At 54.1% G+C, this 18293-nt stretch carries 18 protein-coding genes and 1 riboswitch; of the genes, 7 read left to right on the top strand and 11 right to left on the bottom strand.

Features of this window, described 5'->3' with window-relative positions; translation table 11 throughout:
• Positions 1-36 precede the first annotated feature (36 nt).
• The gene (locus RX717_RS06440; protein WP_207724456.1) at positions 37-1422 is read right to left on the bottom strand and encodes an MFS transporter; all 1386 of its coding nucleotides are present in this window, start codon (positions 1420-1422) and stop codon (positions 37-39) included.
• A 599-nt stretch (positions 1423-2021) separates the two neighbouring features.
• Between RX717_RS06440 and RX717_RS06435 the strand changes: the two genes are divergently transcribed.
• The 7 genes from RX717_RS06435 (at position 2022) to RX717_RS06405 (ending at position 9046) form a co-directional block, all read left to right on the top strand.
• Positions 2022-2909, top strand: coding sequence for an AraC family transcriptional regulator (locus tag RX717_RS06435; protein WP_316960626.1), 888 nt, complete (start codon positions 2022-2024; stop codon positions 2907-2909).
• Between the two features lie 403 nt (positions 2910-3312).
• A riboswitch (cobalamin riboswitch) is annotated at positions 3313-3512 on the top strand.
• Positions 3513-3688: 176 nt separating this feature from the next.
• Positions 3689-4690 carry a sirohydrochlorin cobaltochelatase gene (locus RX717_RS06430; protein WP_107630656.1) on the top strand — a complete coding sequence of 334 codons (1002 nt, stop codon included), beginning with the start codon at positions 3689-3691 and terminating at the stop codon, positions 4688-4690.
• A gap of 125 nt (positions 4691-4815) precedes the next feature.
• Entirely contained in the window at positions 4816-5400 is a 585-nt protein-coding gene (locus tag RX717_RS06425; protein ID WP_316960625.1) for a hypothetical protein, read from the top strand.
• A complete protein-coding gene (locus tag RX717_RS06420) occupies positions 5349-5747 on the top strand; it encodes a hypothetical protein (RefSeq protein ID WP_316960624.1) in 399 nt (132 codons plus the stop codon). The genes RX717_RS06425 and RX717_RS06420 overlap by 52 nt, the downstream gene beginning before the upstream one ends.
• Complete coding sequence (locus RX717_RS06415) at positions 5744-6886, top strand: ABC transporter substrate-binding protein (RefSeq protein ID WP_107630658.1); 1143 nt, start codon at positions 5744-5746, stop codon at positions 6884-6886. The genes RX717_RS06420 and RX717_RS06415 overlap by 4 nt, the downstream gene beginning before the upstream one ends.
• 12 nt (positions 6887-6898) lie before the next feature.
• Positions 6899-7912, top strand: a complete 1014-nt coding sequence (locus RX717_RS06410) for a FecCD family ABC transporter permease (RefSeq protein WP_316960623.1) — start codon at positions 6899-6901, stop codon at positions 7910-7912.
• Positions 7913-7927: 15 nt separating this feature from the next.
• The gene (locus RX717_RS06405; protein WP_407923207.1) at positions 7928-9046 is read left to right on the top strand and encodes an ABC transporter ATP-binding protein; all 1119 of its coding nucleotides are present in this window, start codon (positions 7928-7930) and stop codon (positions 9044-9046) included.
• Positions 9047-9546: 500 nt separating this feature from the next.
• On the opposite strand, the gene RX717_RS06400 is transcribed toward RX717_RS06405, so the two are convergent.
• The 10 genes from RX717_RS06400 to RX717_RS06355 all read right to left on the bottom strand — a co-directional run bounded on the left by RX717_RS06400 (position 9547) and on the right by RX717_RS06355 (position 18276).
• Positions 9547-9744 carry a hypothetical protein gene (locus tag RX717_RS06400; RefSeq protein ID WP_054326167.1) on the bottom strand — a complete coding sequence of 66 codons (198 nt, stop codon included), beginning with the start codon at positions 9742-9744 and terminating at the stop codon, positions 9547-9549.
• A gap of 936 nt (positions 9745-10680) precedes the next feature.
• Entirely contained in the window at positions 10681-10905 is a 225-nt protein-coding gene (locus tag RX717_RS06395) for a hypothetical protein (protein WP_107630661.1), read from the bottom strand.
• Positions 10906-11212: 307 nt separating this feature from the next.
• Positions 11213-11359 (bottom strand): hypothetical protein, encoded by a 147-nt coding sequence (locus RX717_RS06390; RefSeq protein WP_159068039.1) that lies wholly within the window; start codon positions 11357-11359, stop codon positions 11213-11215.
• 103 nt (positions 11360-11462) lie between these two features.
• The gene (locus RX717_RS06385) at positions 11463-12659 is read right to left on the bottom strand and encodes a hypothetical protein (RefSeq protein ID WP_107630662.1); all 1197 of its coding nucleotides are present in this window, start codon (positions 12657-12659) and stop codon (positions 11463-11465) included.
• A gap of 37 nt (positions 12660-12696) precedes the next feature.
• Entirely contained in the window at positions 12697-13530 is an 834-nt protein-coding gene (locus RX717_RS06380; RefSeq protein WP_107630663.1) for a shikimate dehydrogenase family protein, read from the bottom strand.
• 18 nt (positions 13531-13548) lie between these two features.
• Positions 13549-14784 (bottom strand): NADH:flavin oxidoreductase, encoded by a 1236-nt coding sequence (locus tag RX717_RS06375; RefSeq protein ID WP_159068040.1) that lies wholly within the window; start codon positions 14782-14784, stop codon positions 13549-13551.
• A 109-nt stretch (positions 14785-14893) separates the two neighbouring features.
• Positions 14894-15715, bottom strand: coding sequence for a hypothetical protein (locus RX717_RS06370; RefSeq protein ID WP_107630665.1), 822 nt, complete (start codon positions 15713-15715; stop codon positions 14894-14896).
• Between the two features lie 58 nt (positions 15716-15773).
• Entirely contained in the window at positions 15774-16949 is a 1176-nt protein-coding gene (locus tag RX717_RS06365) for a mandelate racemase/muconate lactonizing enzyme family protein (protein ID WP_107630666.1), read from the bottom strand.
• A gap of 13 nt (positions 16950-16962) precedes the next feature.
• Positions 16963-17619: an aspartate/glutamate racemase family protein gene (locus RX717_RS06360; RefSeq protein ID WP_107630667.1), complete on the bottom strand. Its 657-nt coding sequence runs from the start codon at positions 17617-17619 to the stop codon at positions 16963-16965.
• Positions 17620-17631: 12 nt separating this feature from the next.
• Positions 17632-18276 carry a hypothetical protein gene (locus RX717_RS06355; RefSeq protein ID WP_107630668.1) on the bottom strand — a complete coding sequence of 215 codons (645 nt, stop codon included), beginning with the start codon at positions 18274-18276 and terminating at the stop codon, positions 17632-17634.
• Between the last annotated feature and the right edge of the window lie 17 nt (positions 18277-18293).

The raw sequence follows: 18293 nt of genomic DNA, 5'->3' as shown, positions 1-18293 counted from the left end.
TCCGTGTTCTGTGCTGCTTCCTATTGTGCAGCCCGTTTACAGGATGCCCTGCTCGTCGCGCTTTTTCAGATCCGCAATCACCTGCGGATAGAGCTTATCCAGCTTGTAAAGCAGGCAGAGGATCACGATGATGACAGAGAAAATGATTGGCGCATACATGCAGATTGCTTTGATCATCGCCATCGCGTCCGCGTTCTGTACCGCGGCCAGGCCGTCATACCCGACCGAATCCATCAGCAGGCCGATGCCCGCCGAAGCAAGGCCGCCGCCCAGCTTGGAGCCGACCGAAGCGGCGCTGAAAATCATGCCGTCCTGCCGGACGTGGGTCTTCCACTGACCGAATTCCGCGCAGTCCGCGATCATCGGGAATACGCAGGCCCACAGCGGCGCAACACCGATGCCGCGCAGCACGGCGCTGACCATGGCGACGGTGACGCTCATCGGGTTGCTCATCCACACAAACTGCGCCACGATTACCAGCAGAATACCGGCAAGCGTCAGATTCCTCTTTCCGAAGCGGAGTACAAACTGCGGCACGATCAGCACAACGATGCTCTGCGCGATCAGCTCCGCCGCGTAGATCGGACTGTACAAGGCCTCGTTGCCCAATATGTATTTACAGTAATAGGTTTCGATCGTACCGGTGACAGTGCTCATCATGACCATAAAGCCCCACAGCCCCAGGCAGATCGCCCAGTACTGGTTGGAAAACAGCGCCTTTAGGCTTCTTCCCACCGATACCTTCTCGGTTTTTGCCGCTTCGATCACCACGCGCTCCTCAATATTGAAGAAGCAGACCAGCAGCAGCACCAGCGCGATCACGGCGAAGATGATCGAAACGATGATCCAGCTCTGCTGGGTGTTGCCAAACGCCTGCACCAGCGGGATCGTGGAAACCGTAACCACCATCTTGCCCATCGGCCCGCAGAAAATGCGGATCGCCTGGGTGGAGGTACGGGATTTCTGGTCGCGCGTAATCAGAGAGGCCATCGTGGAATACGGCAGGTTGAGCGCGGTATAAACCACCGTATTGACCAGGTTATAGGTGACGAAAATATACACTGCCTGCACCATGACCGGCGCATTCGCCGGAATGAGGAACAGCAGGACGAACGTCACCGCATACGGCACCGCCATCCACAGAATCCACGGCCGCGCTTTGCCGTACTTGGATTTCGTCCGGTCCGTGATAAAGCCCATGATAATATCCGAAACACCGTCAAACACACGCGTAATCAGGAAAATGATACCGACGAGCGCGGCACTGACACCCACATAATCCGTATAAAAAAAGGTAAGCAGCGTGCTGCACAGGCCGTATACCACGTTACAGGCCGAATCGCCCAAACCATAGCATATCTTTTCCCGCAGGCTGACAACGTGGTCCTCTCTGCTCCGCTGGATTTCCGAAGTATGCTCCAACTGAAAAACTCCTTTCTCTTTCCAATCACAATCCGGATCGCCCCAAGGCAATCCGTTTTCCCTCAAGCATTGTGCAAGCTGGGAAAATCGTAGCCGGAACTATGCCAACTGGACCGCTTGCATCCAATCGTTTTCCGGTGCCGCCCCGTATATCCATGCCGGTATGATGCAGGCGGTCGTCCTTTTCGCTTCTCCGAGAAAAAGTTCTGATTTCCGCACTTTTTACAGCCCCTTTCAATCTTCCGTTCATTTAGGATAATGCTCTTGAAAATTACCGGCAACTCTTTTATACTGGTATAGTACTATGAAAGCACAAGGGGTTCAATCAATTTAATTTCAGGAATTGTAATTATCCTCCCACGCCACTGGGAATATCGCAACAGTTTCAGGCAAATCCAACGTCATTTCTATCCCTCTCCAGTCCTGTTATCGTCACATTGAACAACAGCATTTTTGTTTTTTGATTTTTTCTTAACTATTTATAGGCATATCCGTGGTTAAAACGCAAAATTCGTTTTCCCTATTGTACATTTCTCACAACGCCCTTTTTCCGCCTTCATGAGACTTTAAAACTACTTCTGCAAAGGAGGAAGCCCTGTATGGAAAATATCAGCGCGCTGCACGCAGTAAAAGAGGAATTGACCTATTTGAACCAGATGTTCCCCCTATCCGAATTTGTGGACCATTTCGACACGTTTGCAGACGGCAGTTTCCCAAGCCACTGGCACAATGAGTTTGAGCTTCAGATCATGTTGAAAGGAAATGCGGAATATCGGGTCAACGGCACCCGCTATATAGTTAGCGAGGGCAGCGCTATCTATATCGCGCCGGAAGCCGTACATATGATGAAAGCGCTTTCCTCAAACGCCATTGGCTACAATGTGGTTTTGCTCCCGCAGTTCCTGACCAATCTGTTTCAAGTCTCCAACTGTGAAAAATATGCGGCCCCGCTGACTTCCCGCCATCCAGAGGCCTTTGTCATCACGCCGGAACGCAAGGAGGGGCATGTGGTTCTGGAACTGCTCAAGCGCATGTACTACGCCGAAAGCACCCATACCGCCTATGAGCTGTTCCTGCTGGAGCATTTGATCGGCATTTGGCGCAATCTGCTTGCCATCCTGCCCAAGGCCGCTTCGGTTTCCGAGAACAGCAGCAAATTCCTGCGGGAGCAGCGCATGCGGACTATGCTGCATTTCATTCGCAAAAATTATGCGCAGCCCATCACGATTTCCGAGATCGCTGCAGCCGCCAACATTAGCAAAAGCGAATGCTTCCGCTGCTTTTCCGAGCTTTCCAGAATGACGCCGATCGAATATGTCAACCAGTTCCGCCTGCTACAAGCCGCGCAGCTACTGACAAGCACCAAAAACAGCATATCTGATATCTGTTATTCAACCGGCTTCAATAACACCAGCTACTTTACAAAAAAATTCAAGGAACAGTATAAGGCTACACCCCGCTCGTACCGGACACAAAATCTGCTATAGCGCTTCGGCGCATATCTGCAGCGGCTTTCTGTATCCCCTCTTTGCCGGCCGAGTGTTTTGATGCGCCGTTCAATCAGCAAAGTTTTTCCCGCTCCTGCCTGATTTTTATGCAGCAAAAAAGCTCTGGTCTGATTCAGACCAGAGCTTTTCTCAAAGCTTCTGCTATCTCAAGGAAGCAGCAAAACGCTTCCTTATTTTTTGACAGCGTTAATACCTTTGTTCATTCCCATACCCTCCGCGCGAAATCTGCTATGATATAAGGAATATCCGTCATATCGTTCACCTGCCCGTTTATTATCATAGCACAGATCGGCAGCGGATTTATAAAAGTTCAATAAGCTTATCCAAAGTATCTGCTTGACATCTGCGATATAGGTTGTATAATGAGGAATAGATTCAAAACTGAATACAGCGAGCAGTCGGTGCCTGCACTTCCTTATCTGTCGAAGATGCGGGTTAAAAGGGAAACAGGTGGGAAGCCTGTACGATCTCGTCACTGTAAGCAGGGAATGCGCGTCCATTCAGTCCACTGGTGCAAACCGGGAAGGCGGCCGTGCGTAGCGATCTGCAAGTCAGGAAACCTGCCGCCTGTTGGTACAGGAATCACATTCCAGATCACGAGTAATTGGTCGTACTGTAGCCGCGTTTGTCTCTTTACGACCCTTTTATTTGCACGTCATATGCAGTAAAAGGGTTTTGTTTTTCCTGTACTTTTTCAGAAGTGGTGTGCATTTTATATACATCACAGGGGATGTCCCCCAAAAGGAGGAAAAACAAAAATGAAACTTAAAAAACTGCTGGTTGTCCTGCTATCGGCCGCCCTGCTTGCTTCTCTGCTGGCCGGATGCGCTTCCACTCAAACGCAGGCGGAAGACAACACGGATACCCACGCTGAAACCGCGGCCGGCGGGGAGACAGAACAGACTGCCCCCGATGAAAACTATGATACCGGAGACGCCAGTCTGGACGATCCGCTCAATCAGGACGATATTGGCGAAAACGAACTGCTGGTTGTCAGCTTCGGCACCAGCTATAACGACAACCGCCGGCTTACGATCGGCGCCATCGAGAAAGCCATGCAGGAAGCATTCCCTGACTACTCGGTACGCCGCGGCTTTACCAGCCAAATCATCCTTGACCACGTCAAGGACCGCGATGGCGAAGTGATTGACAACGTTGGCGAGGCGCTGGACCGCGCCGCTGATAACGGTGTCAAAAATCTGGTCGTTCAGCCGACCCATCTGATGAATGGTCTGGAATACAATGATCTGGTCAATGAACTCGCGGAGTACAGCGATTCTTTTGAAAAGGTAGTCATCGGCGAACCGCTGCTGACCAGTGACGCGGATTTCCAGGCCGTCGCGGATGCAATCGTCGCGGCGACTGCGGAATATGACGACGGCGAAACCGCAATCTGCTTTATGGGCCACGGGACCGAGGCCGATTCCAACAGCGTATATGCCAGGATGCAGCAGGTGTTGACGGACGGCGGCCATGCCAATTACTTTGTCGGCACGGTGGAAGCCTCTCCGACGTTAGAGGATGTCCTGTCGCTTGTCCAGGCCGGCAATTACAAAAAGGTAGTGCTTCGTCCGCTGATGATCGTGGCAGGCGACCATGCCAACAACGATATGGCCGGCGATGAGGAAGGCGCCTGGAAAACCGCTTTCGAGGACGCCGGTTATGAAGTGATTACGATCGTAGAGGGCTTAGGGCAGCTCGAAGCGATCCAGGACTTGCTGGTACAGCACGCACAGGCTGCAGCGGCAAAATTAGGCTGATTATTTCAAACAGCTTTCTTTCCTTATCTTTCTGCTTTTTTATACTTCTTGTTCTGAACGGGGTGCGGCTTCTCAGGCCGGACCCCGTTCAGAATGTCGAGGGAACATTTTTTTGCAAAAGGAGGATGCGGTATTCTCACGAAAACCGCGCTAAACACATGAGAACAGGCAACCTTGTACCACTTGCCACTCTAACGGCCCTGCTGCTGTTCGGGGTGGGCTGCACCGCTGATAGAAATGGTCAGCAATCCGATATTCCACCCGTAAATGACGCAGTCGCTTCCGCCGACGAGATGGCCGGCGTAGAAGACGTTGTTGCGGAGGATATGACACCGATCGACGGCTCTCAGATCAGGGACGGCGTATACGATGTAACGGTAGACTCCAGCTCATCCATGTTCCATATCGTCGCCTGTCGGCTTACCGTAAAGGACGGAAGCATGACCGCACAAATGACCATGGGCGGAGCCGGCTACCTGTATGTCTATATGGGTACGGGCGAGCAGGCCGCAGCCGCAGACGAGACGGCATATATCCCGTTTGTCGAAGAGGGCCGCAGGCGCCCACACCTATACCGTGCCGGTCGATGCGCTGGATGCTGGCATCCCCTGCGCCGCATTCAGCAAAAACAAGGAAAAAATGGTACGACCGCACGCTGGTGTTCCGCGCCGATTCCCTGCCGGTTGACGCTTTTGCCTCCGGCGTCGTAACAACGCCGGAGGAGCTGGCGCTGGCGGATGGCAGCTATCAGGTTGACATCGCCCTGGAGGGCGGCTCCGGCCGCGCGAGCGTGGAATCGCCCGCGCAGGTGACGGTCAGGGACGGCGAGGTCACGGCAACTATCGTCTGGAGCAGCTCGAACTACGACTACATGAAGGTTGCTGATGTGCGCTATGACGCTGTCATTGAAAACGACCGTTCGGTGTTTACCATCCCCGTGACCTGTTTTGACTGGAAAATGGCGGTGGTTGCTGATACGGTTGCAATGAGCCAGCCGCATGAAATTGATTACGCGCTACGCTTCGATTCGGCTTCCCTTTCTCCGGCGGCATCATGAAAAGGCATGGAATGGCGGCGGCCATCCTTTCGCTTGCCGTTCTGCTGGCCGCCTGCTCCCCCGCATCCGAGCCGGTGTCAGGTGAGCCTTCCGCAGTCAGTTGGGACAGCCTCACGGTGGAAAGCGGCCTTGACCTGCAATACGCCGACCAGTTCACAGTCGATTATTACACCGGCGGCTATGCGTTAATCCATATTGTCGACGGCAACGATTATCTTGTCGTTCCGGAAAACAAGCCGGTGCCGGATGGGCTGGCGGATACGACCGTTGTCCTTACGCAACCGCTGGACCATATCTATCTGGTTGCAACCTCTGCCATGGACCTGTTCTGCGCGCTGGACAGTATCGGCAGCATCCGGCTGTCCGGCACAGACGAAAGAGGCTGGTATATTGATGAGGCCAAAGCCGCAATGCAAAACGGAGCGATGCTGTACGCCGGCAAATACAGTGCGCCGGATTATGAACTGATTTATGCTGAGCAATGCGATCTGGCGGTCGAATCGACCATGATCTATCATTCACCCGAGGTGAAAGAACAGCTCGAACGGTTGGGCGTACCCGTACTGGTAGAGCGCTCCAGCTACGAGAGCAGCCCGCTGGGGCGCATGGAGTGGCTGAAGCTGTACGGAGTGCTGCTGAACCGTGAGGAGGCGGCGGAAGCCATATATCAGCAGGCGCTCGACAGCCTGCGGCCTGTGATGGAGCAGGAGAACACCGGCAAGACCGTCGCGTTCTTTTATATCAATTCCAATGGTTCCGCCAATGTCCGCAAGTCCAACGACTATGTGGCGAAAATGATCGAAATGGCGGGCGGAACATACATCTTCAGCGACCTTGGGAATGACAACGCACTCTCTACCATGAATATGCAGATGGAGATGTTTTATACGGGAGCCAAAGACGCGGATGTCATCATCTATAACAGCACGATTGACGGGGAACTGCATTCCATCGACGAGTTGCTGGCCAAAAGCCCGCTACTCGCTGATTTCAAGGCAGTCCGGAACGGCGACGTGTGGTGTACCGGACAAAACCTGTTCCAGTCCACGATGGGCCTTGGCGATATGATTCTGGATATCCACGCCGTACTGACCGAAGAGGCTCCGGAACCTCTGACCTACCTGCATCGGCTGACATAAAAGAAGGTACCTATGGAAGAAAAACGAACCAGGCGTTATATCTTATCCTTCGGCATGCTGGCCATACTGCTGCTGGCCCTGCTGATCTGGAACATCCATTCGGGCAGCCTGCATCTGTCCGTCAGCGAAGTGCTGCACATCCTGCTGTTTCGCAGCGGTGAAAACGCCGCCGTCATCTGGGACATCCGCCTGCCGCGCATTCTGGCCGCGGTTTTACTGGGAGGCGCGCTGTCGGTTTCCGGTTTTCTGCTGCAGACCTTTTTTGCCAACCCTATTGCCAGCCCGTTTATTCTGGGCATTTCATCCGGTTCCCGACTGATGGTTTCGCTGGCTTTGGTGGGCGCACTTGCGCACGGCCTGATCATCGGCTCGGCGCTGATGATTACGGCGGCCTTTGTGGGCGCCATGCTATGCATGGGGTTTGTGCTGCTCATTTCCCAGAAGGTCAGGAAAATGTCGCTGCTCATCATCTGCGGCGTAATGATCGGCAATATCTGTTCTGCGGTTACGGATTTTGTTGTAACCTTTGCCGATGATTTCAATATCGTCAATCTTCATAACTGGTCAATGGGCAGCTTTTCCGGCATTTCATGGGAAAACATTTACATCATGGCACCCGTTGTGCTGGCCGCGCTGCTGCTTACCTTCCTGCTCTCTAAGCCGATCAGCGCCTATCAGATGGGCGAGGTCTATGCGCAGAATATGGGGGTGAATATTCGGGCCTTCCGCTTATCCCTGATTTTGCTGTCCAGCCTGTTATCCGCATGCGTGGCCGCTTTTGCCGGACCGATCTCGTTTGTCGGCATTGCGGTACCGCATCTTGTAAAAAGCCTGTTCCAGACTGCCAAACCGCTTCTGATCATCCCCGGCTCTTTTCTGGGCGGCGCGGCCTTCAGCCTGTTCTGCGATCTGATCGCGCGCACAGCTTTTGCTCCTACCGAACTAGGCATCAGCTCAGTAACAGCGGTTTTAGGCGCACCGGTCGTCATTTACATCATGGTGCGCCGCAGGATGCAGGCAGGATGAAAGGAGGAAGCCGCTGTGGATACCTATAAAATCCGCACGGAACACATGACAGTAGGGTATCGCGGCGTTCCTCTGATCCGCGATATTGAGATTCACGTCCGCAAAGGCGAGATCCTGTCGCTCATCGGGCCGAATGGCGCAGGTAAATCCACTATATTGAAAAGCATCATTCGGCAGCTTGCCCTGATTGGCGGGACCGTATATCTGGACGGCCGCGCGATGCGCAGCCTGTCGGAGCAGACAGTTGCACAGTCGATGTCCGTCCTGATGACTGAGCGTGTCCAGCCTGAACTGATGACCTGCGGGGATATAGTTAGCACGGGACGGTATCCCTATACAGGGCTTATGGGCGTTTTATCCGCCGCTGACCGCCGCAAAGTGCGGGAAGCTATGGCGCTGGTGCATGCGGAGGAGCTGTATGACCGCGACTTTTCGCAGATCAGCGACGGGCAGCGGCAGCGCGTACTTCTGGCACGCGCCATCTGCCAGGAGCCTGAAGTAATCGTGCTTGACGAGCCAACCTCCTTTCTGGACATCCGCTATAAGCTCGAATTATTGTCTATGCTCAAACAACTGGTGCGCGAAAAACAACTGGCGGTCGTTATGTCCCTGCACGAGATCGATCTGGCGCAAAAGGTATCCGATCACATCCTTTGTGTCCGGCACAACGCGGTAGACCGCTACGGTACGTCGGAAGAGATTTTCTCCGGCGGCTATATTGCCGAACTGTATGGAATCACCTCCGGTTCCTATAATGAAGCCTTTGGCTTTCCAGAACTGCAGGCAGCGCGGGGGCAGCCGCAGGTGTTTGTCATCGGCGGAGGCGGCAGCGGACTCCCGATATACCGCCGCTTGCAACAGCACGGCATCCCGTTCGCCGCCGGAATCCTGCATGAAAACGACATGGATTATCCTGTCGCGTCCATGCTGGCAGCGGAGGTCATTTCCGAACATGCCTATCAGCCGATCACCAAACAGACGTTACAGTCCGCATGTGCTGTAATGGATGCCTGCCGATATGTGTTCTGCCCATGCCAAACGTTCGGCCCGCTCAATCAGGCAAACGAACATCTGCGGCAGAGGGCAGGCCGCAAATTATGCGACGAGATTCCCGACTTGCCTTGCGAAGCATAGGAGGGCAATGGGATTGGCGCCTCCGGTGTATCCGCACGGTTCACGGGAAACGGTTTATTTTTGCTCCCACGCCGGTTTTATTTTATCGTAAAAGGCAGGCCGGTGCATGGAGTCAAGCCATATCAGTTTATCATGATACCGAGCGGCGCGCTATCCTTAAGCGAAATGATTATACCAGAGCGGCTGTGGTATCACAGCCGCCCCTTTTTCTTTGTGATATAAATTCACTTATAAAAGAAGTTCAAGAGTATATGTATGTAAAAACGCATTCGCCCTCCACTCCGCGCAAGGCTCATCAGCAAGGGCAAGATCTATCCTATTGTCTAAACAGAAACCGGCTTCACAACGCCACAGTTCGGCAGTTTTATCCGGCAGAGCCCCTCCCCCATTTTGGCACTTTGGCAGATCACAACCCACACAGCCTCGGATCTGATCCGAGACTGTTCTTTGTATATTGACACCCTGTCTGTTCTCACCAACCTAAAGGCCGGTGAAAACACTCAGCGCTTTACAGGATGGTAGTCGTTCCGCCACGATACGGAAGAAACCAAACAGGGAATGGCCTGATGAGAGGAGGCAGCAACCTGACGGCTGTACAGATCGAGCGTAAACGTATGCCGGTAGATCAGGCAGTTTTTGTCCGACGGGTTATTGCTGCCGCCGAACACCAGATTCCCCAAAGAATAGGCAATCTGCACCCAAATCAAACTCGTCCGAAACGGCCCTGCTTTGGTAGGCTGCAGCCACGCCCTCCTGCGCCCAGCAACTCATCGAGAACTCTGAACCGTCCTATGCGCCCGACTGCAGCCCGGCCAGCACGGCCTTCAACACGGAGGTACAGACTGTTTTCCGCACCATGCGGCACCTCTCTCTTTCTTATAGTACCAAAGTTACTATATTTCAGGCAATATTGCAAAACATTTTGCATAGTTATCCGACGGGAGCATGTGGATCGACAAGGAAATTGGGACTAAAAAATCGCACTTTTCCATCAAGAAAAAGTGCGATTATATGGCGGAGAAGGTGGGATTCGAAGTCATTTTTTGCAGTATATACCTCCAAAAAACTTCTATTATTTTCATTTTATTGCAGTTATCTCAACTTATTTTTCCATTTGGAGCACATAGATCTCGTTGCTTTCATTATGTTAGGGGTAACATTAGGGGGAGGCATGTCACGCACACCCGCTCATGTTGCCCCTGCTTGAAGTAACGGCTTGGCAGTATACCAGCTATAGAGGAATTCCTCAGCGTTCTCCGCTTTCCGGTTACACAGAAGAAAGAAATAATTATCGTCTTAAAGTTGTTCAAGGCTTTTAAGCAACAGAAATTAGGATAGGTATAATTGCTGTGGTCACTTTCACCGTGTTAATATCGCAATTTTCACCTATCAAATCCACGATGAATTTTGTCTTTTCGAGGTCTTTCGCCACACGATCCGCCGTCTCATAGATACGGAAAACATAGTGGGAGATTGACGAAATGCTGACCTTCGTGCTATGTTGTGTCTCAAGCCAGTGCTGAATGTCACGTTAGCTCATGTTGTCCTTTGTCAGCATTTCGTTTACCTAATCCCCCCTTTTGGCAACTGGTACATTCGTGAATCAGAGCGCGGCTTACGCGGTTTATCAGCCATTACAGATCAATCCACGCTTCATCATCGCCGCCGTTCTCAATGAACCGAATCCCCTTGGTGGTCAGACGGGCCACGCCGTCACGCTCATAGGCTGTGTAGGGCGTGATGCGTACATCGGTGAACTCAATTAGCCCCATATCGGTAAGATACTTGAGTGGCTCCCAAATGTCAGGATCGGAAACCAGGCCGCCTTTCATCAGGTCGTTGGAGATGCGCCGAACCATAAGGCATGCTGGCGGCTCTTGACCAGCATCCGTAAAATGTATCCCCTGATTGTCGCGTTGGCGCGTCCGGCCTCTTCAAATGCGGTTTTAGAGGTTTTCACGTTTTGTTTATCCTATTTTCACATATTACAGGTAACATGACAACATGCTTGACCACAGCAACAACAGCAATTTTTACAAAACTCTCTGCCCCCCTCCCCCCGCAGGAGTCTCTCCAGTCGGCTGAGGCTTGACCGCATGCGTCCGTGTAACACGCGGCCCCGTGCCAGATATTAGGATTTGCCACTCAACGTCTTATCAATCAACACTATATTTCCAAAGCGGACGCTACCGCATCTGATCCGAACTGGAAGACGCGCCCCTCTTGTTGTATCCCCGCCTTCTTCTGATCGCTCCCCGCCTGCTCGCTATCGACTGGCAGCCGTCCGGCATCGCGCTGACGCAGACGACGCACTGCTGTCGCCTCCCCGCTGCAGCCATGCGCTATGTTTGACTGTACATTCTCTTTTATTCTTTAAACAATCAAACGGAGCGGTACAAAGTACCGCTCCGTTTGATTATTTCTGCACATAAACCGCGTTATCCGGTCCAAAATGCTGGAGGATTACCATCGGTTCAGTCTGGCTGTTATTCGTGATTCGGACACCGCTCTGCGCGCGATCCTTGCTCACGAAGAATTCATCCGCAGTCAAGTCCCCGACCCGCATCATGTTGACTGCCTCCGCGTCGAAACTGCCGAATTTGCCGTAGCCCTGCAGCAGAACACAGCCATAAGCGGCGCGGTCGGTCAGTGTGACCGTGCTGCGCGGCGCAATGGTCGTTTCCTTGGCGGTGATGTAATCATTGCCGTAGCAGATCCACTTTTCCGTCAGGTTCTCATCCGTCTTGGACAGCTCTACCGGCGGGCGGAAATAGTGCTCCTTGAAGTCCGGATCGAAGTTTTTCTCCCAGTCCACCGCATCCATGATATAATCCACCTTATTTTCCTCATCCGGCGGACAGATGTCGGTCAGGAACCTCTCCGCGTATACCTCGCCGCAGACGACATTTTCAAACACACAGTTCAGGTCTGTGCTCCACTGCGGCTCATAGGTCAGCAGGGAACCTGGCGCGTGCAGCACGCCGGCCGGTATGTACCAGCCTGTGCCGATCTCCAGATCGAACGCGCGGGAAAGCGATGTGATATGGGTGTCACGGTCCCCGAAATGCTCGAGCCGTTCCCGCACATCCGCTTTCGTCACATTCGGGTTGAAGCCGAAATAGGTCGAGGGGCGCTCGCCTGCATAGTTGTTCAACTGCGGTGGGAAGTAATAGCATTCCGGCTTGGCCGAACATCCAACTTTTTCCGCTACTGCGTCGTCCGGATGGAAGTGGAAATACAGCGGATTTTTGTAGTCAAAAAACTTGGCGAAAATCGGCCATGTGCCGTACTTCTCCTGCAATTCCCTGCCTATCAATTCCTCTTTCAGTTCCGCGACCGCGTCAGCCAGCGTGATCTGCTGTCCATCCGGACAGAGAATATAGCTCAGTCCCTCGTCCTCACGCTTCAGGTTATTGTTACGGGTACGGTTCACCGAGCTGAACCAGCGCTCCATGACCGCGCCCGCCTCCATACCGTAGGCATAATAATCGTCCGGATGGATTTTCAGGCGGTAGCCCGGCAGGTTAAAGGTTCTGGTTACGAAAGTGGGGACCATACGAAAAATCCCGCCGCCCGCCTCAAATGCCTTGCGGATCGTATCTTTTTTATCCATATTGTGTTTCACTCCTTTTTCTGCTGTTTTTGTCCTATCAGTCCCCGCGCTCGATCAGGGCGACCAGTTCGCACGCCGCTTCATCTGTGGGCGCGGTACCGGTCCAGATCTCCATCGCGCGGATCCCCTGGCAGGAACTCATCGTATTTCCAACATAGCTGCGCAGCCCGCGTGCGGCCGCCGCAGCCGGCAGCCGGGCAGCCGGATTGGAATAATTGACATCAAACACCACCGCGTCCGGCCGAAGCCTGTCCAGGAAGTCCAGCGACGCATAATCGTCATAGCCGACCTGTCCTAAAACGCTGGCGTTGATGAATACATCCGCACCGTCCGCGCAGGCGCACAGATTTTCCGCATTCAGTATATGACCGGTAAACAGAGGCCCCATCCTGTCGGTCAGCCGCTTTGTCTCTTCCTCGAACAGGTTGAGTACATCCACCTTTGCTACGCTATTTACAGAAAGGTTATACGCGATCGACAGGGCAACGCCGCCCGCACCGACCATAGCCACATGCTTTCCGGCAAAATCGACACCTTTCAGCCCAAGCGATTTGATCATGCCCCAGCCATCGGTATTATAGCCGATCAGCTTGCCATCCCGCACAAGGATCGTATTGGCTGAGCCACATTTTTCTGCCGACTCATCCAACGCATCACAGTATTCCATGATTTTCACCTTATACGGCATCGTCACCGTAAAGCCCTTCATCTGCTCTTTCATAGTCTGCACGGTTTCGTCCAGCCGTTCCGGCGGCACATTGCAGATGGTGAAATCCACATCCACGCCGATGCTTTTGCCGAAGAACGTATAGGCACGGGGCAGCACGGAATTATGGATATCTTTCGCCAAAAGCCCCAATTTGTATTGCATGGTTGTCTCCTTTCCTCGTTATTTCCGTACGCAACGCATTTCCTGCCCACTCTTGATCAGCGCCGTACAGCCCCCACACGCCATACAGGGCTTTTGCAGCCGCCGGCCGGACAGGATATCGTCTGCATAGTATGGGGCTGCAACCCACTGGCGGCCAAAGCCCGCCAAATCGAACCATCCATCCCGTATGCCGCCGGCGGCGACCATCGGCGCATAGTCCCGCAGCCAGGTAAAACCGGAAGCGACGACGCAAACACCCGTCGCCGCCTGTTTGACCATGCGCGCGGATTGCAGCAAGCGCTCGACACCCTCCAGCGGGTGTTCATCCGGTATCGCCGCACCACGGTCATAGGGCCGGATCATATATGGCGTGCAGGCACCGATTCCCGCGCTGACATTGAGGATGGAAACCCCCAGCTCCGCCAGTTCCTGCACCAGACGGAGCGGCTCGGCCATATCCTGCTTTTTCGCATCGTCCGGATCACAGCCCCATCCATAAGGATACGGCAGACCATCCGTGACATTCAGACGCACCCCTACCGCCAGTCCAGTATGCTCCCGCACATCGCGCACAATATCGCGCAGCAGTCGCGTCCGATTCTCATAGCTGCCGCCGTAACGTCCCGGGCGATGATATGCGGCGAACAGTTCGTTGAGCAGATATCCATGGCAGGCTCGGATATCGACTGCGTCAAAGCCCGCCTGCTCTGCTAACTGGGCAGCGGCTACATAGTCCCCGCGCAGGCCGTCCAGTTCCTCGTCCGTAATGATACGGCTGTTTTCCTTGGGAATGAGCGGATTGGAAAACGCACAGATCGCCCGACGCTGCCCGTCCGGATTGCTGTATCGGCCGGAATGGGTGAGCTGTGCCACCACATAGGGGCAGCCGCTTTCATGAATGGTGTCCACCAACCCACGGAACCTATTAACATTATCTTTTGTGATCCAGAGCTGCTTCGCGCCAGATTTTCCCTCAAAATTGACGGATATCGACTCCATCCAGATCGTACCCGAGCCTCCCTGCGACAAACGCCGGTACCGCTCGACGACCTGCTCATTCGGACCGCCGTCCGCGTCCGCGTCAAACCCCTCGATCGGCTGAGCGAGCAGGCGGTTTTTTATCGTATGGGTGCCGCACTGCAGAGCCTCTCTCAGAATCGAAGTATCTTCCGCATAGGGAAGCCCGTGTTGAAGCACGGCGCAATCTGCTTTGAATTCCTCCGCATTTTTATAAGAAAATGGCCTGTGTTCCATTGTATTCCTCCCTTGTCCTGCACGCCGTATCATAATGGAAGAGCGGCTGGATGCCGACCGCCAGCCGCCCTGTTCTCTGCCGGAAGTATTCCTTCCGCAACGCGTGCGGTCAGTCCTCCTTTGCCGGATTGCACCGCAGATGGCAGATCTCGTAGGCATGGATGCATTCATCCACCGTCTTGGCCTGTTCGATCACCTTATTGGTTTCATCTTCCGCCCACTTTTCCGCTTTGCACATGGCGAGCAGCTCTTCCAGCATTTCGGCCTTGAACTTGACCGCGCCGTCCCGATCCATATGGACCAGCTCGCCGGGCTCGACCTCCATACCGGCTACTTCCACCTTGCCGTTGAGCTCATAGATCATGGACGGGGCTGTGGAGGCAATGGTTCCTGGGATCATCAGCTGCATGCCGTAGCCCTCCAGCTCCTCCACATCGCGGATCGCGCCGTCGCAGATGACATTCTTCACGCCAAGGATATTGCATACCCGTCCATACTGGCCGCCGAAGTTGCTGTCGGCCAGACGCATGGCCTCCGGCTCGTCCACTTGGATGACCAACGTGACCGGCTTGGGGCTTGCATCGATCAGGCGTAAGAGGTCGTATCGCGTCGGCGCGTCAAATTCCGGCACCGGCACCCCCACGCGCATAGTCACGACAAAACCACAACGCGCGCCGATCTTGGTATTTGTGCAGTGTAGGGATGCGTCGGTATAATATTTATCCATGCGCGAGGTATAGTAGTCCACTCTGCGGTGACCTTTTTCCAGGCAGGCCGCTACAAAGCCGCTCGGATACTGCTCCAGCTCCTTAGCGATCTCCGCCATACGCTCATTAGTCAACGGCTCCTTGTTTTCCGGTTCATATTGAAAGCGGATATTCTCCTGCAGCTTGGCGACCAATTCGTTCTCCTGTTCCTTTGTCATTGCCATTTTTATATGCTCCTTTTCCTGTATATCGTTGTGTTGCTGCGCCCTATCCCACAGGGTATCAGGCTTTATACTTTTCCACCGTATCCATATTCAGCTCAATGCCGAGCCCCGGTCCCTGCGGCACATAGACGAAACCGTCCGCCGCGATATCGATCTTCTCAGTCAGCAGCTCGTCGCGCAGCGGATACACGTTGCGGTCCATTTCAAACAGGCCTGCGTTCGGCAGCGAGGCCAGGAAGTGCAGGTTAGCCGCCAGGCTCACGCCCGATGAGAACACATGCGGGTTGCACGGCAGATTATGCGCCAGCGCAAGGTTAGCAATTCGGCGGCATTCCGTAATACCACCCGTCCAGACACAATCCGGCTGCACGATGTCGATCGCCCTCCGCTGGATGAATTCGCGGAATCGATAAAATCCGACCTCGGATTCATATCCTGCCACCGGCATATCAAGCGCGGCGGCAAGCTCCGCCGAACCGTCGATATTATCCAGATGAAGCGGCTCCTCCAACCAGTACACGCCCATTTCCTGTAACTTTTTCCCCATCTGTATTGCCGTAAAGGTGTTCCAGTTGTTATTAGCGTCCACCATGATGCGCGCGCCGTACTCCTTCGCCACGGCGCAGCAGGCCGCCACGCGCTCCAGATCCTCGTCCAAGGAATACCGGCACTCCTCGGTAAACGCCATGTTATGCAGCGGTGTCATCAGCACCTCCGGATTACGGCCGATCTTGATCTTCGCATACCGGAAGCCGCGTTCGAAATAGCTGCGGCATTCTGCGGCGATCGCCTGAGTATCCTTGCCACGCGAGTAGAAGCCCGAGCTGGCGTAGGGCGTCACCTTATCCGCGTAGCCGCCCAGCAGCTTATAAACCGGCAGCCCAGCCTTTTTGCCCAAAATATCCCACAGCGCGATGTCGATGCCACTCATCGCGGCGAAGATCAGCCCGCTCCTACCGTGCTGACGGGTCCGGTCAAACATACGCTGCCAGACGAGCTGGATATTGGTCGGATCCTGGTCCAGTACGATGGGCTTCAGCTCAGTCTCGATCACGATTTTTGTCGTTTCCGGAGGTCCGCCAAAGCAGGCCGACTCCCCAAGTCCAACAATCCCTTCATCCGTGTAGACCTGCACCAGCACAGCGGAACGGATCGAAAAAAAATTCTGCGCGTCCGCAATGCCGTTCTCGTACTGGTATTTCAGAATCGTTGCTTTTACATCTGTGATTTTCATGTCCTGCCTCCTGTCATGCAAAATATGCCGCAAGCTGCTCCAAGCCAGACTGGACGCTGGTCAGCACTGGCACACTGAGGCTGCCGCACTGCTCCGCAGCGTCCAGCATCGTTACCTGCGCGAACACCAGCACATCGTAAGCCGCTGCCGCCTCTTTTGCCTTTTCTACGATCAGTCGGTCGTGCTCCTGCTTATCCCCTGCGTTCAATGCGTCGCGCGCTCCATCCACCACGATCACATCAACGGTCACTTCGCACCCACAGTCTGCTGCAAAGGCCAGAGCTGCGGCCTTGGAAGTCCGCGCGGTCGGCGGGAACGTGATCAGCATGCCGATCCGCTCCCCACTTTGGACCGCTTGCTTGAGCATTGGGCCGTCGATCGTCAACATCGGGATGGATACTGCTTTCTGCGCCTCACGCACGGCAATTCCCAGCGTGGTGCATATACAGACGAATACTGCCGCGCCCTGCTCCTGTGCGATCGCGCCGTACTCCACTATCCGCTTGACGATGGATGGGGTCGGCAGCCCACCGTTGGCAATCACTTCGGGCAGCACGCCGTCCTCTAGGATCGTGATCAGCTCCGCATCTGGGTACCGCTCATGGAACGCCGCTTTCATCGGCGCGGGCGTCGCCAGAGTCGTATGGAAAAATGCCGCTTTTTTGGCCATGATCCCGCTCCCTCAGTCCGCTTTTTTCCGTGTGATGTGGATGCCCATGAATACTGTCGGCGCGAAAGACTGGAACTGATGCCACTGGTAACCGCCGTTCGCATCAAAAAGCACGTCATGGACGATGCCAGGCGCCATCTGCATCTCACGGAACTTGGTGTCGAAGTCCTTTTCATGAAACATCTGCATCGCACCTGCGCCGAGCAGCAGGCAGTGGTATTCGTCGATATCGCGCGGATGATTCTGATGCAGGCCAAGGTTATGCGGCTGGGCGATGCAGTTGCTATCGATATAGATCATACCGTCGTGGACGAATTCGCCCTCGGCATGGTAGAACGGCAAGCCCTTGAAGCGCTCTTCCGGACGCAGGGTGTACATCTGCGGCCACGCCTCGGCAAACTTGTCGAACACATTGGGATCCGCAGCCAACTCCTCATAGTTTTCCACAATAACCGCCTTGTCGATATGGGGGACGGTAGTGTGGCCGACAATCGTGCCTTTCATCGGCTGCAGCGGGATGCCCTCGAGCAGAATGTCCTCCTTCACGTCATAGGACAGGTTGATCAGGATCGCCATCATGCTGATCTCGTAGTTACTTTCGTCCTCGATGTACTTGACCTTCAGCATCGGTTCGCCGTATTTTAATTTCTGGATCATACTTTTCTAGTCCTTTC

The sequence above is a fragment of the Intestinibacillus sp. NTUH-41-i26 genome (assembly GCF_032769475.1).
GTDB lineage: Bacteria > Bacillota > Clostridia > Oscillospirales > Butyricicoccaceae > Agathobaculum > Agathobaculum ammoniilyticum.
The sequence above is the reverse complement of the archived record's forward strand: the minus strand, read 5'-3'. Positions and strand labels throughout refer to the sequence as shown.

Bases quoted from the DNA above. Each gene is read 5' to 3' on its own strand.
- RX717_RS06360 (WP_107630667.1), bottom strand. From the start codon at position 17,619: ATGGCCAAAAAAGCGGCATTTTTCCATACGACTCTGGCGACGCCCGCG.
- RX717_RS06375 (WP_159068040.1), bottom strand. From the start codon at position 14,784: ATGGAACACAGGCCATTTTCTTATAAAAATGCGGAGGAATTCAAAGCA.
- RX717_RS06430 (WP_107630656.1), top strand. From the start codon at position 3,689: ATGAAACTTAAAAAACTGCTGGTTGTCCTGCTATCGGCCGCCCTGCTT.
- RX717_RS06355 (WP_107630668.1), bottom strand. From the start codon at position 18,276: ATGATCCAGAAATTAAAATACGGCGAACCGATGCTGAAGGTCAAGTAC.
- RX717_RS06435 (WP_316960626.1), top strand. From the start codon at position 2,022: ATGGAAAATATCAGCGCGCTGCACGCAGTAAAAGAGGAATTGACCTAT.
- RX717_RS06425 (WP_316960625.1), top strand. From the start codon at position 4,816: ATGCGGTATTCTCACGAAAACCGCGCTAAACACATGAGAACAGGCAAC.
- RX717_RS06410 (WP_316960623.1), top strand. From the start codon at position 6,899: ATGGAAGAAAAACGAACCAGGCGTTATATCTTATCCTTCGGCATGCTG.
- RX717_RS06385 (WP_107630662.1), bottom strand. From the start codon at position 12,659: ATGGATAAAAAAGATACGATCCGCAAGGCATTTGAGGCGGGCGGCGGG.
- RX717_RS06380 (WP_107630663.1), bottom strand. From the start codon at position 13,530: ATGCAATACAAATTGGGGCTTTTGGCGAAAGATATCCATAATTCCGTG.
- RX717_RS06365 (WP_107630666.1), bottom strand. From the start codon at position 16,949: ATGAAAATCACAGATGTAAAAGCAACGATTCTGAAATACCAGTACGAG.
- RX717_RS06395 (WP_107630661.1), bottom strand. From the start codon at position 10,905: ATGGTTCGGCGCATCTCCAACGACCTGATGAAAGGCGGCCTGGTTTCC.
- RX717_RS06415 (WP_107630658.1), top strand. From the start codon at position 5,744: ATGAAAAGGCATGGAATGGCGGCGGCCATCCTTTCGCTTGCCGTTCTG.
- RX717_RS06370 (WP_107630665.1), bottom strand. From the start codon at position 15,715: ATGGCAATGACAAAGGAACAGGAGAACGAATTGGTCGCCAAGCTGCAG.